Annotated in this window: 17 protein-coding genes and 1 other annotated feature; of the genes, 14 read left to right on the top strand and 3 right to left on the bottom strand. The window is 43.1% G+C overall.

What is annotated here, in order from left to right:
• Window positions 1–27: 27 nt before the first annotated feature.
• On the top strand, window positions 28–207 hold the full coding sequence (locus tag H7F27_RS14845; RefSeq protein WP_003239319.1) for a YjzC family protein: 180 nt from the start codon (window positions 28–30) through the stop codon (window positions 205–207).
• A gap of 45 nt (window positions 208–252) precedes the next feature.
• On the opposite strand, the gene H7F27_RS14840 is transcribed toward H7F27_RS14845, so the two are convergent.
• A complete protein-coding gene (locus H7F27_RS14840) occupies window positions 253–438 on the bottom strand; it encodes a YjzD family protein (protein ID WP_010333727.1) in 186 nt (61 codons plus the stop codon).
• Window positions 439–696: 258 nt separating this feature from the next.
• Here H7F27_RS14840 and H7F27_RS14835 point away from each other — a divergent pair, with 258 nt between their 5' ends.
• The 4 genes from H7F27_RS14835 (at window position 697) to comZ (ending at window position 3330) form a co-directional block, all read left to right on the top strand.
• Complete coding sequence (locus tag H7F27_RS14835; protein ID WP_095713629.1) at window positions 697–1434, top strand: hypothetical protein; 738 nt, start codon at window positions 697–699, stop codon at window positions 1432–1434.
• An 82-nt stretch (window positions 1435–1516) separates the two neighbouring features.
• Window positions 1517–2080, top strand: coding sequence for a hypothetical protein (locus H7F27_RS14830; RefSeq protein ID WP_185848085.1), 564 nt, complete (start codon window positions 1517–1519; stop codon window positions 2078–2080).
• Window positions 2081–2170: 90 nt separating this feature from the next.
• The gene (locus tag H7F27_RS14825) at window positions 2171–3124 is read left to right on the top strand and encodes a BMP family ABC transporter substrate-binding protein (RefSeq protein ID WP_024120903.1); all 954 of its coding nucleotides are present in this window, start codon (window positions 2171–2173) and stop codon (window positions 3122–3124) included.
• 14 nt (window positions 3125–3138) lie between these two features.
• Window positions 3139–3330, top strand: coding sequence for a ComG operon transcriptional repressor ComZ (comZ, locus tag H7F27_RS14820; protein ID WP_003224559.1), 192 nt, complete (start codon window positions 3139–3141; stop codon window positions 3328–3330).
• A 29-nt stretch (window positions 3331–3359) separates the two neighbouring features.
• On the opposite strand, the gene H7F27_RS14815 is transcribed toward comZ, so the two are convergent.
• Window positions 3360–3590, bottom strand: coding sequence for a spore coat protein YjzB (locus H7F27_RS14815; RefSeq protein WP_081638273.1), 231 nt, complete (start codon window positions 3588–3590; stop codon window positions 3360–3362).
• A gap of 165 nt (window positions 3591–3755) precedes the next feature.
• Between H7F27_RS14815 and fabH the strand changes: the two genes are divergently transcribed.
• The 9 genes from fabH to H7F27_RS14770 all read left to right on the top strand — a co-directional run bounded on the left by fabH (window position 3756) and on the right by H7F27_RS14770 (window position 13609).
• Window positions 3756–4694: a beta-ketoacyl-ACP synthase III gene (gene fabH, locus H7F27_RS14810; RefSeq protein WP_185848084.1), complete on the top strand. Its 939-nt coding sequence runs from the start codon at window positions 3756–3758 to the stop codon at window positions 4692–4694.
• A 22-nt stretch (window positions 4695–4716) separates the two neighbouring features.
• Window positions 4717–5955 (top strand): beta-ketoacyl-ACP synthase II, encoded by a 1239-nt coding sequence (gene fabF, locus H7F27_RS14805; protein ID WP_185848083.1) that lies wholly within the window; start codon window positions 4717–4719, stop codon window positions 5953–5955.
• Between the two features lie 79 nt (window positions 5956–6034).
• Window positions 6035–6820, top strand: a complete 786-nt coding sequence (locus tag H7F27_RS14800; RefSeq protein WP_185848082.1) for a DUF2268 domain-containing putative Zn-dependent protease — start codon at window positions 6035–6037, stop codon at window positions 6818–6820.
• A 190-nt stretch (window positions 6821–7010) separates the two neighbouring features.
• Window positions 7011–7997 (top strand): oligopeptide ABC transporter ATP-binding protein AppD, encoded by a 987-nt coding sequence (gene appD / locus H7F27_RS14795; protein ID WP_185848081.1) that lies wholly within the window; start codon window positions 7011–7013, stop codon window positions 7995–7997.
• Window positions 7994–8983, top strand: a complete 990-nt coding sequence (gene appF, locus H7F27_RS14790) for an oligopeptide ABC transporter ATP-binding protein AppF (RefSeq protein ID WP_024120908.1) — start codon at window positions 7994–7996, stop codon at window positions 8981–8983. The genes appD and appF overlap by 4 nt, the downstream gene beginning before the upstream one ends.
• A gap of 88 nt (window positions 8984–9071) precedes the next feature.
• Window positions 9072–10700 (top strand): peptide-binding protein, encoded by a 1629-nt coding sequence (locus tag H7F27_RS14785; protein WP_095713625.1) that lies wholly within the window; start codon window positions 9072–9074, stop codon window positions 10698–10700.
• Window positions 10701–10774: 74 nt separating this feature from the next.
• Window positions 10775–11725: an ABC transporter permease gene (locus tag H7F27_RS14780; protein WP_024120910.1), complete on the top strand. Its 951-nt coding sequence runs from the start codon at window positions 10775–10777 to the stop codon at window positions 11723–11725.
• Between the two features lie 16 nt (window positions 11726–11741).
• A complete protein-coding gene (gene appC, locus H7F27_RS14775; protein WP_024120911.1) occupies window positions 11742–12653 on the top strand; it encodes an oligopeptide ABC transporter permease AppC in 912 nt (303 codons plus the stop codon).
• 203 nt (window positions 12654–12856) lie between these two features.
• Window positions 12857–13609 carry a YjbA family protein gene (locus H7F27_RS14770; RefSeq protein ID WP_024120912.1) on the top strand — a complete coding sequence of 251 codons (753 nt, stop codon included), beginning with the start codon at window positions 12857–12859 and terminating at the stop codon, window positions 13607–13609.
• A gap of 38 nt (window positions 13610–13647) precedes the next feature.
• On the opposite strand, the gene trpS is transcribed toward H7F27_RS14770, so the two are convergent.
• Window positions 13648–14640, bottom strand: a complete 993-nt coding sequence (gene trpS, locus H7F27_RS14765) for a tryptophan--tRNA ligase (protein ID WP_185848080.1) — start codon at window positions 14638–14640, stop codon at window positions 13648–13650.
• 58 nt (window positions 14641–14698) lie between these two features.
• Window positions 14699–14910: a binding site (T-box leader), on the bottom strand.
• Window positions 14911–14934 lie beyond the last annotated feature (24 nt).

Below are 14934 nucleotides of genomic sequence, written 5' to 3'. Positions count from 1 at the left end.
CACGAAAAAGGAAAAGGAGGAAAAACAGTGGGACAGCAGCATCAATTCCGGCCCGGGCAGAAAGCGCCCAACAACGGCATCTACGTAGAAATCGGCGAGACGGGGAGTATGGTCAAAAACCCGCAAAAGGTCCATCTGTCAGCAGGAGATATGTTTCCTGAAACATCTAATCACAACCGCCTGTGGACGTATAAAAGAAAACCGTGATCACGAAAAAACCCAAAACAATACATGTTTTGGGTTTTTGGCTTATTAATGCTGGCTGGCATTGTTGTTCATAGGCATGATTGCTGCTAGCGCCATGATCAGCACATATAAAACGACAGCAATTACGGATGATGTTGTGAAGTTATACGCTACACTGTTCATGCTGGCAATCAAATAGCATGCCATATGCGATAAAAGGAACGTCCAAATAAAAGCAATAATAAATCGCACGTTTCCACCTCGTCCTTCTCATTCTATTCTAGAAGTTATCATACCATACATAAAGCGAAGGGGGAATCTAATTTTAGAAGAAAGTGAGGTGACAAAAGAGTCTGATTCGTCACATTTTTAATGGTAAAATATAAAAAATAAATATCGTCAATTGGTATAATAGCCAAAACATAGAAAGGCTAGGACTTTACCTTATTCGTTTCTTTTCTTTTTACATAAGATAGCGTGAGATGAAGTGTGAAAGGAGGCGGGCAAGCGATGGGAATAACGGAAAGGTATTTTCAATTGGGAACGGAGCATAACGTGATTCATCTGCCCTATCGTCCGAACGGCTTTGGCATCTTTGTCCTCGGGGACAGAACCCACTTTGTCGGTAATGATTCAAGTTTTTGGCTTCAGCATTATGGCAGAAATCAGCTTTTAAATATGCTGAGGGACGAAGGCTATACCATTTTTAACAGCAATCTGTTCGGAAGGCACTGGGGCGCGGGAAAAGCGGTCACCTATGCCAAACAGCTGATACATTTCGTGTTGAAGCAGGAAATACTCAATCCGAAGATTCATATTTTAGCAGAAGGGATGGGCGCTCTCGTGGCCGATGAACTGCTTCGTTTTTCCCCGGATCATATCCGATCAGCCGCGATGTTGAATCCTTGTCTCGATCTTCAGGCACATTATGAATCAGAAAAAGAAAATAAATTTTTCTATAAACAATTTTTGAAAGAGGTATCGGAAAGCTACGAAATCTCCGAAAAAGAAGCGGCTTCACTCCGTTATAAAACAATCGAAAGCTATCCGAGCAGCGTACCGGTTCATATATGGCAGCGGATGACCGGAGCACCGTATCCGTACAGCCTGCATGCGGAAGTATTTAAGGAAAAGCAGCAGCAAAACCAAGGCTGTCCGGTTGACATAACGTTTCATTTATTTGAGCACCCAAGCAGGATCTATGCATCAATCTGCAAATTCTTTCACAGGCATGAAAAAGAGTTATAAAGAATACAATAACAATAGCCTTCTCTTTTGCGGAGGCTGTTTTGCTTTGGATAAATGAAAAACCGGAAGGGCGGCAGATGAAATGGAATCAACGCTGATTGTAGGGGCGGATGAATTTTTCGGCCTTTCTTTATGCGAGCGAATGATGGATGAAGGCATATACGTCGATGTCGTTTTGGCTGAAACAGATGATGAAAACAGACAAATGTACTTAGAAGAAAGACTCATGTGGCTTGGAAGAAACGAACACTTTCGGCAGCTTGAGCACATTGAGGATCAAAAGTATGATACAATTTGTATCCAATATGACTGCGGCTTTTTGCCTTTGGACCAATATAAATACGCTTATGTATTGGTATACGAACAAGACCGAAAAGAGTGGGAGAAACGTGAAAAGACAGGTTCAGAAAAAGCGGTGATCCTTCCTAAAATGTATGGGCCGTGGAAAGAAGAACAGGAGGAAGAGGGCTTTTATACAGAAGATGTAGCTGACGAGCTGTTGAGATTCCTGCTTGAGCCCGGCCGTGATACCGGCAAAGATTGCATTTTTGATTTGCAAGTCACGAAAAAAACTTCAAAAGATGAAGCGAAAACAAAAATTCTCGAGTGGAAAAGACAATTTTCATCAATTTTCGACAAATATTAAGAAAAACCTTCCATGTTTCGAGTTTTCTAGATACAATAAACGTATCATTTTAATACATGTGATAGCTTGTCAAAAGGAGTTGAACATGACTTGATCACAAGGCTTGTCATGATCTTTTCTGTCCTCCTTTTATTAAGCGGATGTGGACAAACTCCGTTTAAAGGAAAAATTGAGAAGGTCGGCATGCTCTTTCCTGATACGATTAATGACCTCGTATGGGGCACAAAAGGGTATAAAGGATTACTGAATATACAATCTAAATACAATGTGGACGTCTACTATAAAGAAGGCGTAAAAACAGATGAAGATATTATAAATGCGATTGAAGATTTTCATAAGCGCGGCGTCAATCTCCTCTTTGGCCATGGAAGTGAGTATGAAGAAGTATTTAACTTGGTCAGTGAAGACTATCCGGATATGCAGTTTGTGATTTCAAATGCAAAAGCAAAAGCGGACAATGTCACAAGCGTTCATCTCAGCGGGGAAGCAATCGGCTTTTTCGGCGGAATGACCGCTGCCCATATGTCAAAAACCAATCAGGTCGGCGTCATCGCTTCTTTTTCATGGCAGCCAGAAGTGGACGGCTTTATAAAAGGGGCTAAGTATGAAAATCCTAATATAGAAGTGAATACAAAATATACGGATCACTGGGATGATGATTCGACTGCGGTGAACCTTTATCAAAAAATGAAGAACGAAGGCGCGGATGTTGTGTATCCTGCCGGAGACGGGTATAATGTTCCTGTCATTCAGCAAATCAAAAAAGACGGCCTATATGCGATCGGCTATGTCACAGATCAATCCGATCTTGGCGAAAACACCGTGTTAACCAGCACGGTGCAAAATGTGGACAAGGCCTATGAAATTATAGCTGAGCAATTCGACAAAGGGACTTTAAAAGGCGGCGATCACTATTACGATCTGAAAAGCCGAGTTGTCGAAATGGGAACCTTCAGTCCGCTTGTGGACAAAGCCTTTCAGAAAAAAATCGCCAAACTGGTCAAAACATATAACAAAACAGGTGAACTGCCAAAAAACGAGTAACGGGGTGACTTTACATGCAGCACGAAAAATCACTTGAGTTTCTGCAAATAGCAATGAAATATCTGCCTGAAGCGAAAGAGCAGCTTGAAAAATCAGGAATAGAGCTGTCGATGGAGGCCATTCAGCCGTTTATGAATTTATTTACAACGGTAATGGCGGAAGCCTATGAGCTGGGTAAATCCGACGCGAAATCTGAAACCGAATAAGAAGAAGCCACTTTCTCGAAAGTGGCTTTTCACATGATTTTCTTTTTAATAGCGGATACCATAGGCGCGAGTTCCTTCAGAGCGGGCTTGATTTGATCGAGAGAGTTCATAATCGAACCGATTTGGTTCATAATATACATGTAATCAATCGTCTCTTCTTCGTTTGTCGGGGAAACCTCCTCCTCCTGCACTTCTTCTTTTTCTGTTTTTTGTTTGGCGTTATCGCCGAACATCATTTTTGAAAACACATCCACCTGCATACGCCTCCTTTTCCATATACCATACTCTATGAGTAAGATGAACCGATAGTTTAGACGAATATATTGCCATGTGAAAAAAAATAAGATAGAATTAGTACCTGATACTAATAATTGATCATAACCTGATTGATCTTCTAAATTAACTATATAAAGGAGTCTTCCCTTATGAAAGCTGGAATACTTGGAGTTGGACGTTATATCCCTGAGAAGGTTTTAACAAATCATGATTTAGAAAAAATGGTTGAAACTTCTGACGAGTGGATTCGTACAAGAACAGGAATAGAAGAAAGAAGAATTGCCGCTGATGACGTATATTCATCACATATGGCTGTTGCAGCAGCGAAAAAAGCGCTGGAACAAGCTGAAGTGTCCGCTGAGGATCTCGATATGATTCTCGTTGCGACTGTCACACCTGATCAGTCATTTCCTACAGTTTCTTGTATGATTCAAGAACAGCTCGGCGCAAAGAAAGCATGTGCCATGGATATCAGCGCGGCTTGTGCAGGCTTTATGTACGGGGTTGTAACGGGTAAACAATTTATTGAATCCGGAACTTATAAGCATGTCCTTGTTGTCGGTGTAGAAAAGCTCTCAAGCATTACAGACTGGGAAGACCGCAACACAGCCGTTCTGTTTGGTGACGGAGCGGGCGCTGCGGTAGTCGGGCCAGTCAGTGATGACAGAGGAATTCTTTCATTTGAACTAGGAGCAGACGGCACAGGCGGTCAGCACTTGTATCTGAATGAAAAAGGACATACAATCATGAATGGACGTGAAGTTTTCAAATTTGCGGTCCGCCAAATGGGTGAATCATGCGTAAATGTCATTGGAAAAGCCGGACTCTCAAAAGAGGACGTCGACTTTTTGATTCCGCATCAGGCGAACATCCGCATCATGGAAGCTGCACGTGAGCGTTTAGAGCTTCCTGTCGAAAAGATGTCTAAAACTGTTCATAAATATGGAAACACTTCTGCCGCATCCATTCCTATTTCTCTAGTAGAAGAATTGGAAGCTGGTAAAATCAAAGATGGCGATGTGATCGTCATGGTAGGATTCGGCGGAGGATTAACTTGGGGCGCCATTGCAATCCGCTGGGGCCGATAAAAAAAGGTGAGGTGCACACAAGATGAGTAAAAAAAGAGTAGTTGTTACAGGACTCGGAGCATTGTCTCCGCTTGGCAACGACGTCGATACAAGTTGGAATAACGCAATCAACGGTGTGTCCGGGATCGGTCCGATCACTCGTGTTGATTCTGAAGAATATCCGGCTAAAGTAGCCGCTGAATTAAAAGACTTTAATGTTGAAGATTACATGGACAAAAAAGAAGCAAGAAAAATGGACCGTTTCACTCAATATGCGGTTGTCGCTGCGAAAATGGCAGTTGAAGACGCAGGTCTTGAAATTACTGATGAAATCGCGCCGAGAGTCGGTGTTTGGGTTGGTTCCGGAATCGGAGGACTTGAAACGCTTGAGTCTCAGTTTGAAATCTTCTTAACAAAAGGCCCAAGACGGGTAAGCCCGTTTTTTGTGCCGATGATGATTCCTGATATGGCGACAGGCCAAATTTCTATCGCTTTAGGAGCAAAGGGAGTTAACTCTTGTACGGTAACTGCATGTGCAACAGGAACAAACTCTATCGGTGACGCATTTAAAGTGATTCAGCGCGGCGATGCAGACGCTATGATCACAGGCGGAACAGAAGCGCCGCTGACTAGAATGTCATTCGCGGGCTTCAGTGCCAACAAAGCGCTTTCTACAAATCCGGATCCGAAAACTGCGAGCCGTCCGTTTGATAAAAACCGTGATGGATTCGTTATGGGTGAAGGTGCGGGTATTATCGTTCTTGAAGAACTTGAGCATGCACTTGCACGCGGCGCCAAAATTTACGGAGAAATCGTCGGTTACGGTTCGACGGGAGACGCTTATCATATCACAGCGCCTGCCCAAGACGGCGAAGGCGGAGCGAGAGCGATGCAAGAAGCCATTAAAGATGCGGGCATTGCGCCTGAAGAGATTGACTATATCAATGCTCACGGCACAAGCACATATTACAATGACAAATATGAAACAATGGCGATTAAGACAGTTTTTGGCGAGCATGCCTATAAACTTGCGGTAAGCTCTACAAAATCTATGACGGGCCACCTTCTAGGCGCGGCGGGCGGTATTGAAGCCATTTTCTCTATCCTTGCCATTAAAGAAGGCATGATCCCGCCAACAATCAATATTGAAACGCCTGACGAAGAATGCGATTTAGATTATGTGCCTGATGAAGCACGCAGAGAGGATCTCAGCTATGTTCTCAGCAACTCACTGGGATTCGGCGGACATAACGCAACGCTAATCTTCAAAAAATATCAGTAATCATGACGCCAAACCGGCTGCCCTAAAAGGGTAGCCGGTTTTTTTCGTGCGCATAGGATAAAAAAGAGGAGGCGATAGCATGAGCGTGGAACAAACATACAAATGGTTTGAAAAAGCCGCTTCAATAGATGATCTGGCGCATTACATTGTCCCGTACTTTTCAAGAACGAAGAAAGAAGACTGGAAAGGCATCTTGGGACATTTGCAGCATCACGGAATGTTTAAAAACATAAAAGAGGGAATAAGCACGTCTTCCATTCTAAAAGAAAAAGGACTTTTCAGGCATATACAAAAAGAGGAGCAGTATCTCAGAAAGAAGTGGCAAGGACCTGACGTGCCAATCGTAGCACTGCCGGTTGATGAACGTAACAGAAGAATCCGTTTAGAATTCGGGTCAAAATCAGGGCTCGCCTTCCCAGATAAAATGTTTCTCTTTCTCTCGTCAGATATCGAATTGTCCTCGGTTTCAGCCCTTATGACACATGAATATCATCATGTTTGCCGGTTAGATCATATGACAAAAGAGGAAAAAGACGTCACATTACTTGATACAATCATCATGGAGGGGCTGGCAGAATATGCTGTTTATGAGAGGTTAGGCCAAAGCCAAACGGCTGAATGGACCACCTGGTATACCCCTCTGCAGCTTGAGGTGTTTTACGAAAAAAAGATTGCGCCCCATCTGAACATCAAACGGGGTCATCGATTGTTCGATCAGCTTTTATACGGCAAAGGATATCAGCCGAAAATGCTTGGATACGCAGTCGGATTCAATATTGTAAAAAAATATTTAACAGAGAACAGAGCCAGTACAACAGAAGGGTTGTCCATCTCTCCTGAAACCTTTTTGAAAGCAACGCTTTAAAAGAATAAAATAATGGAATTCCATTAATAATATTACAATTATCCTAAAAAATTCTTGATTTTGCAAAATGATTGTAATAATATACAACTATAAAATTTTTCGATAATTCAATATTGTTTATTATTTCTGAATAGAGGGATTACTTTCTCTTGAAAACGTTTGGCGACAAGAGGGGGAAAGGGGAGCTAGCATGAGCACACTTTTAGAAGTGAATAATTTAAAGACTTATTTTTTTAGAAAAAAGGAGCCGATCCCTGCGGTGGACGGAGTCGATTTCTACATCAAAAAAGGCGAAACCGTCGCGCTTGTAGGCGAATCGGGCTCCGGCAAAAGTATTACTTCATTGTCTATTATGGGTCTCGTCCAGAGCTCAGGCGGAAAAATCATGGACGGTACGATTAAACTCGAAGACAAGGACCTCACCACATTCACTGAAAATGACTATTGTAAAATCCGCGGAAACGAAGTATCCATGATCTTTCAAGAACCAATGACCTCCCTTAATCCGGTGTTAACGATCGGAGAACAAATTACCGAAGTGCTGATTTACCATAAAAACATGAAGAAAAAAGAAGCGTATCAAAGAGCCGTCGACCTCTTGAAGATGGTTGGGTTTTCAAGAGCGGAGCAAATTATGAAGGAATACCCGCACCGTCTATCTGGCGGCATGAGACAGAGGGTAATGATTGCCATCGCGCTCAGCTGTAATCCAAAACTGCTGATTGCCGATGAACCGACAACGGCGTTAGACGTGACGATACAAGCCCAGGTGCTGGAGCTAATGAAGGATCTCTGCCAGAAGTTCGATACTTCAATTTTGCTGATTACACATGACTTAGGTGTCGTATCGGAAGCAGCCGACAGAGTCATTGTCATGTACTGCGGACAAGTCGTAGAAAATGCCTCAGTCGATGAGTTATTTTTAGAGCCCCTTCATCCTTATACAGAAGGCCTGCTTATGTCTATTCCTGTCATAGATGGAGAGATTGATAAATTAAATGCGATTAAAGGCAGCGTGCCGACACCGGATAATCTGCCGCCGGGGTGCCGTTTTGCTCCAAGGTGCCCAAAAGCGATGGATAAATGCTGGACCCATCAGCCTTCGCTTTTGACGCACAAAAGCGGAAGGTCAGTGAGATGCTTTTTATATGAGGAAGAAGGTGCCGAACAATCATGACAGCAGCTAATCAGGAAACAATTTTAGAACTTCGAGACGTAAAAAAATATTTCCCAATCCGCTCAGGCTTTTTTCAAAGAAAAGTTGGTGATGTGAAAGCGGTGGACGGTGTTTCGTTTTCTTTAAAAAAAGGAGAAACACTCGGAATCGTTGGAGAGTCGGGCTGCGGAAAATCGACTGCCGGCCGAACGATGATCAGGCTGTACAAACCGACTGAAGGCCAGATTCTCTTTAAGGGACAGGATATTTCCAATCTGTCAGAGGAGAATTTACGAAAAAACGTCCGCAAAAATATTCAGATGGTCTTTCAAGATCCATTTGCTTCGCTGAATCCAAGAAAAACGCTGCGTTCTATTATTAAGGAGCCTTTTAACACACATCACATGTACACGATGCGAGAACGAAATGAGAAAGTCGAAGAGCTGCTTGCGAGAGTAGGCCTTCATCCGTCGTTTGCCTCACGCTATCCCCATGAATTTTCCGGCGGGCAGCGTCAGCGGATCGGCATTGCGAGAGCCCTCACGCTGAATCCGGAGCTTATCATTGCAGACGAACCGGTTTCTGCACTTGATGTATCGATTCAGGCCCAGGTCATCAACTTAATGGAAGAATTGCAGGAAGAATTTAATCTGACGTATCTATTTATCTCTCACGATTTAAGTGTCGTCCGCCATATCAGTGACAGGGTCGGAGTAATGTACCTCGGCAAAATGATGGAACTGACCGATAAGCATGAGTTATATGAAAACCCGCTACACCCATACACCCAGGCACTTTTATCATCTGTCCCGGTTACAAGAAAAAAAGGATCTGTCAAACGCGAACGCATCGTCCTGAAAGGAGAACTGCCCAGCCCGGCCAATCCGCCTAAAGGCTGTGTTTTCCATACGAGATGTCCTGTTGCAAAACCGATATGCAAGGAACAAATACCAGAATTCAAAGAAGCTGCTCCCAGCCATTTTGTGGCTTGTCACCTTTATAGCTAACTGTCGCCCGCACAGCTTTGAGAGGGGGTATGCATACTACATAAACAGCAGCTAAGAAGAACGAACATTTCAAGAGGGGGAATATCTAATGAAAAGACGTAAAACCGCACTGATGATGCTAAGTGTATTAATGGTGATGGCCATCTTTTTATCGGCCTGCTCGGGATCGAAGTCAAGCAGCAGCGAGAAAAAATCAACCGGCAAACCGCAGCAGGGCGGGGACTTGGTTGTTGGTTCAATCGGTGCCCCGACACTTTTCAACTCATTATATTCAACAGATGAATCGAGTACGGATATAGAACAAATGATTTACAGCTATTTAACAAAAACAGATGAAAAATTAAATGTCAAAATGTCATTGGCTGAGAGTGTCAAAGAGCTGGATGGCGGTCTGAAATATGATGTAAAAATCAAAAAAGGCGTTAAGTTCCATGACGGAGAAGAACTTACTGCTGACGATGTAGTATTTACGTTTAACATCCCGCTGAACAAGGATTACAAAGGTGAGCGCGGATCTAACTTTGAAATGCTGAAATCAGTAGAGAAAAAGGGAGATTACGAGGTTTTATTTACCCTGAAATACAAAGACCCTAACTTCTATAACAATACATTAGACAGCTACGGCATTCTTCCGGAGCATATTTTAAAAGATGTACCGGTTGCGCAGCTTGAAGATAATGAATTTAACAGGAAAAATCCGATCGGCTCAGGGCCTTTCAAATTTAAAGAATGGAAAGATGGGCAATACGTCAAGCTCGTTGCCAATGATGACTACTATGACGGACGTCCGTATTTAGACAGTGTCACGTATAAAATCATTCCTGATGCCAATGCTGCGGTTGCCCAGCTTCAAGCGGGGGATATTGATTTCTTTAACGTTCCGTCAACTGATTATAAGACAGCTGAATCGTTTAATAATGTCAAGGTTGTAACAGACTTGGCGCTTAGCTACTCATATATCGGCTGGAATGAGAAAAACGAGCTCTTTAAAGACAAAAAAGTGCGCCAGGCGCTTACCACAGCGTTAGACCGTGAAACGATGGTGGAAACTGTATTGGATGGCGACGGAGAGGTCGCTTATATCCCGGAAAGTCCGGCTTCCTGGAACTATCCGAAAGGCGTAGAAGTGCCTAAATTTAAATACAATGTGAAGAAAGCGAAGAAGATGCTGAAAGAAGCCGGCTGGGAAGATACTGACGGTGACGGCATCTTAGATAAAGACGGCAAAAAATTCGAGTTTACGCTGAAAACGAACCAAGGAAATAAGGTGCGTGAAGATATTGCAGTTGTTGTTCAAGAGCAGCTGAAGAAAGTCGGTATTAAAGTAACGCCGCAAATCGTGGAATGGAGTGCGCTTGTTGAGCAAACCAGCGCCCCTAATTGGGACTATGACGCAATGGTATTAGGCTGGAGCCTGTCCACATTCCCGGATCATTACGATATTTTCCATTCAAGCCAGTCTGAAAAAGGCTTAAATAACATGTGGTATAAAAATCCAGAGGTCGATAAACTTCTGAAAGCTGCAAAATCGATCAGTGACCGTGAGCAATACTCTAAAGCGTATGAGAAGATTTACCAAAAGCTTGCTGAAGATCAGCCGTATACCTTCCTTTATTATCCAAACAACCATATGGCGATGCCAGCTAACTTAGAGGGGTATGTGTATCATCCGAAACGTGAACTATATCAGATTGAAAAATGGTGGCTTGCCCAATAATTTTCCCTTGAAGGGGAGGGAGCGAATTTCCTTCCCCTTCTATATTGAAAAAGAACCACAAAGGGGACAAGAATATGGTTACATATATCATTCGAAGAACATTAGCTTCGATTCCTATCTTATTAGGAATTACAATTTTGTCTTTTGTCATTATGAAAGCGGCTCCTGGAGATCCGATGACGCTTATGATGGACCCTACCATCAGCCAGGCAGACAGAGCGCAGTTTATTGAAAAATACGGCCTGAATGACCCGGAATACGTTCAATATTTAAAGTGGCTCGGCAATATGGTTCAAGGGGATTTCGGAACGTCCATTATCAGAAAAGGAACGCCTGTTTCAGAGCTGATTATAGCAAGGCTGCCTAACACACTCCTCCTTATGCTGGTGTCGACGATTTTGGCGCTGATCATTTCAATCCCATTTGGTGTGATTTCTGCAAAAAAACCTTATTCAAAGCTGGATTATGGCATTACATTTACTTCATTTATCGGTTTAGCCATTCCGAACTTTTGGTTCGGTCTGATTTTAATTATGGTATTTGCTGTGAACCTCGGCTGGTTCCCAACTGGGGGAGTCGCTACTCTTAACACGGATTTTAGCTTATTAGACCGGATTCATCATTTGTTATTACCCGCATTTGTGTTAGCTACGGCAGATATGGCTGGCTTAACGAGATATACAAGGTCAAATATGCTTGATGTGTTAAACCAAGACTATATCCGAACAGCCAGATCAAAAGGCTTTAAAGAAAATCGCGTGCTATTTAAGCATGGCTTGCGGAATGCGCTATTGCCTGTTATTACGATCTTCGGTTTAATGATTCCCTCTTTTATCGGCGGAGCGGTTGTCGTAGAGCAGATTTTCACTTGGCCGGGGCTGGGAAAACTGTTTGTCGATTCGGCATTCCAGCGTGATTATCCGGTTATTATGGCAATGACCGTGATTTCGGCAGTGCTTGTCGTGGTCGGAAACCTCATTGCAGACATCCTTTACGCGATTGTTGATCCGCGGATCGAATATTAAGAGGAGGGAAACAGAGATGTCAGAGCTGCAAACAACTCCCTCGCCGGAGATCAGACTAAAAGAAAACATTTCGAAAAAACCAGAGACGATGACCAAGATCTTCTGGGAAAAATTTTCGAAAAACAAGCTGGCCATTCTAGGTGCCGTCATTCTGTTTATCATTGTTATGTCGGCTGTTTTCGCTCCTTTGATTGCACCTTACCCCCAAGAACAGCAAAGCTTGCTTGATAAGTATAAAGCGCCGGGCCTTGAACATTTGATGGGAACGGATAAATTCGGCCGCGATATTTTCAGCCGGATTTTGTATGGAGCGCGCGTCTCTTTATTGGTCGGTTTTGCTTCTGTAGTCGGTTCTATTTTAATCGGAACTGTATTAGGGGCGTTAGCAGGTTATTTCAGAGGAATTGTCGACGCTGTCATTATGCGTTTAGTCGACATTGTATTATCCATTCCGGATATTTTCTTGCTGATCACGCTGGTTACCATTTTTAAGCCTGGCGTGGACAAACTAATTTTAATTTTCTGTCTCACCGGTTGGACAACAACGGCACGATTGGTAAGAGGAGAGTTTCTATCGCTTCGTTCAAGGGAATACGTTCTGGCTGCTAAAACAATCGGAACGAAGACTCACAAAATTATCTTTTCACATATTCTCCCCAATGCATTAGGACCGATTATTGTGTCAGCAACATTAAAGGTAGGTTCAGTTATTCTCGCTGAGTCCGCGCTGAGCTACTTAGGCTTCGGGATTCAGCCGCCAATCGCAAGCTGGGGAAATATGCTTCAAGACGCACAAAATTTCACAGTGATGATTCAAGCATGGTGGTACCCATTATTTCCCGGGCTATTTATTTTAATTACCGTGCTGTGCTTCAACTTTGTCGGAGACGGTTTGCGGGATGCTCTTGATCCTAAAAATATTAAATAAAAATGAAAATCATGTTCGTTAGAAAATGTAACGAATTCCTAGAGTAAGCAGATTTCCTTTGTCAGAAAATATACGAGGAAGTCTGCTTTTTGTGTTTATAACAGAAACCCAGTTATTCCAGATTTCCTCAATCTCTATGGAATAATTTCTCTGCACCTTGCCTATACTGTGGACAACAGTTTTTATAAAGTGAGGGGTTAGAGATGTTATTTCTTCATGATGTGTGGGTCAATTGGTTTGAAGGGGAAGAAAATGGCTACAATGTATGCCACTTTCATGAATGGCGCAAGGAAGATACGGTTGAGCTTTTGGATCAGGTGCCTCTCTTAAGGGTGCCGTCAGTATTGTTTCATTACATAGAAAACGATTTGTCAGAGCTTCCAAAAGATTTGCTTGAAGAGGTTCATCAAAAATCGTACATTCGCAAAAATCATGAACGCACAAAGCTGGAGTATTGTTTTGTTGTGACGGACGGAATCGGCATTTTGGCTGTTGATACAATCGGCTACACGATCCCTGTCAGAAAAAGCCGCCTTATTCCGCGCCAGGAGCAGCTCGTGTATGAAATGGTGAAAGATGTAGAGCCGGAAACGTATGAATTTGAGCCGAAGAAGCTGGAGTCTTCAAAAGAATATCATATCTTATCATTGGCACCAGAGCACGTCAGAGGATTAACGAGAAAAGAGCGGCAAATTAAGCAGCTTATGTTTATGGCGCTGGATCAATTAAAAGGGCTGAAAAACCGTGCGGAGATTGGCTACTGGTACACAGAGTGGAACCCGCATATGTATGAACAAATCAAACGGATGAGCTTTGAAGAGATTTGGGACATGCTGTATAACGAAACCATTGAAGGCTGGTCGGACAAGCATTTGGCTTTTTGCGAAAACCTGATCAAAGGACAGCCTTTTTTCGAGAAGCTTTGGGAAATAGAAAATGAATCAAAGGTAAATTAAAAAAACCGCTCTTGCAAATCGCAAGAGCGGTCTTTTTGTTATCGTCTTTTTCGGCCGAGACCCATGGCATTTTCCATTTTTTTGAGCATTTTGTTTGCTGTCCGGTTCGCCCGCTCAGCGCCTTCATCAAGAATCCGGTCTAATTCTTCGGACTCAATCAGTTCATGATAACGGTCTTGAATTGGCTTCAATGCACCGACTACCACTTCTGCCAAATCACCTTTGAACTCGCCATAGCCTTTTCCTTCGTATTTCGCTTCAAGCTCTTCAATCGTCGTATTGCCGAGAATTGAATAAATCGTAAGAAGATTGGAAACGCCCGGTTTGTTTTCTTTGTCAAATTTTACAATACCTTCAGAATCTGTCACAGCGCTTTTGATTTTCTTTTCAAGCTGCTTTGGTTCGTCCAGCAATGTTATAAAAGATTTCTGGTTCGGATCAGATTTACTCATTTTCTTCAGCGGGTCAGTCAGAGACATGATCCGAGCGCCTACTTTTGGAATCTTGACTTCCGGAATTGTAAAGATGTCGTTATATTTTTTGTTAAATCGCTCTGCAAGGTTTCGGGTCAGCTCAAGATGCTGCTTTTGATCCTCGCCGACAGGCACAAGATCTGTTCCGTACAGCAGAATGTCTGCAGCCATCAGCGGCGGGTACGTTAACAGGCCCGAGACAACAGCTTCTTTGCCATTTGACTTGTCCTTAAATTGAGTCATTCGTTCAAGCTCACCAATATAAGCGACGCACTGCATCATCCAACCGGCCTGTGCATGTGCGGGAACCTCTGATTGAATAAACAGTGTTGCCTTTTCAGGGTCGAGACCGATAGCTAGATAAAGCGCAGCCAGACTGCGGATATTTTTTCTCAGCTGAAGCCGATCCTGAGGCACTGTGATCGCATGCTGGTCTACGATGCAAAAATAGCTGTTATAATCATGCTGCAGTTCGACAAACTGCTTCATTGCACCGATGTAGTTGCCGAGTGTAACGGAACCGCTTGGCTGGATGCCTGAAAAAATCGTCTGTTTCATTGGAAAATCAACCTCATTTCTTAGAACATAATAAAAAAGGCTCATTCTTCCCCTGTAAAAAAGGGACGAATGAACCGTGGTACCACCCTGATTATTCCATTAAAATGGAATCACTCTGACGTTTGTAACGGAGACTGCTCCGGCTGAGCCTACTTTTTGGTTCGGTCAGCTGCTCCAAAGTCCATTCCACATTGCCCGATATCTGCTCCCAGCACCGCAGACTCTCTTCAAACGGGTGAAATGTGTACTACTCTTTTTCATAGCAAGCTTTTCTTTTGATTGCTTCATTATAAA

The organism is Bacillus sp. PAMC26543 (assembly GCF_014250375.1).
Lineage (GTDB): Bacteria > Bacillota > Bacilli > Bacillales > Bacillaceae > Bacillus > Bacillus halotolerans.
Note: the sequence above shows the minus strand (reverse complement) of the source record. Positions and strands in the feature narration are given on the sequence as shown.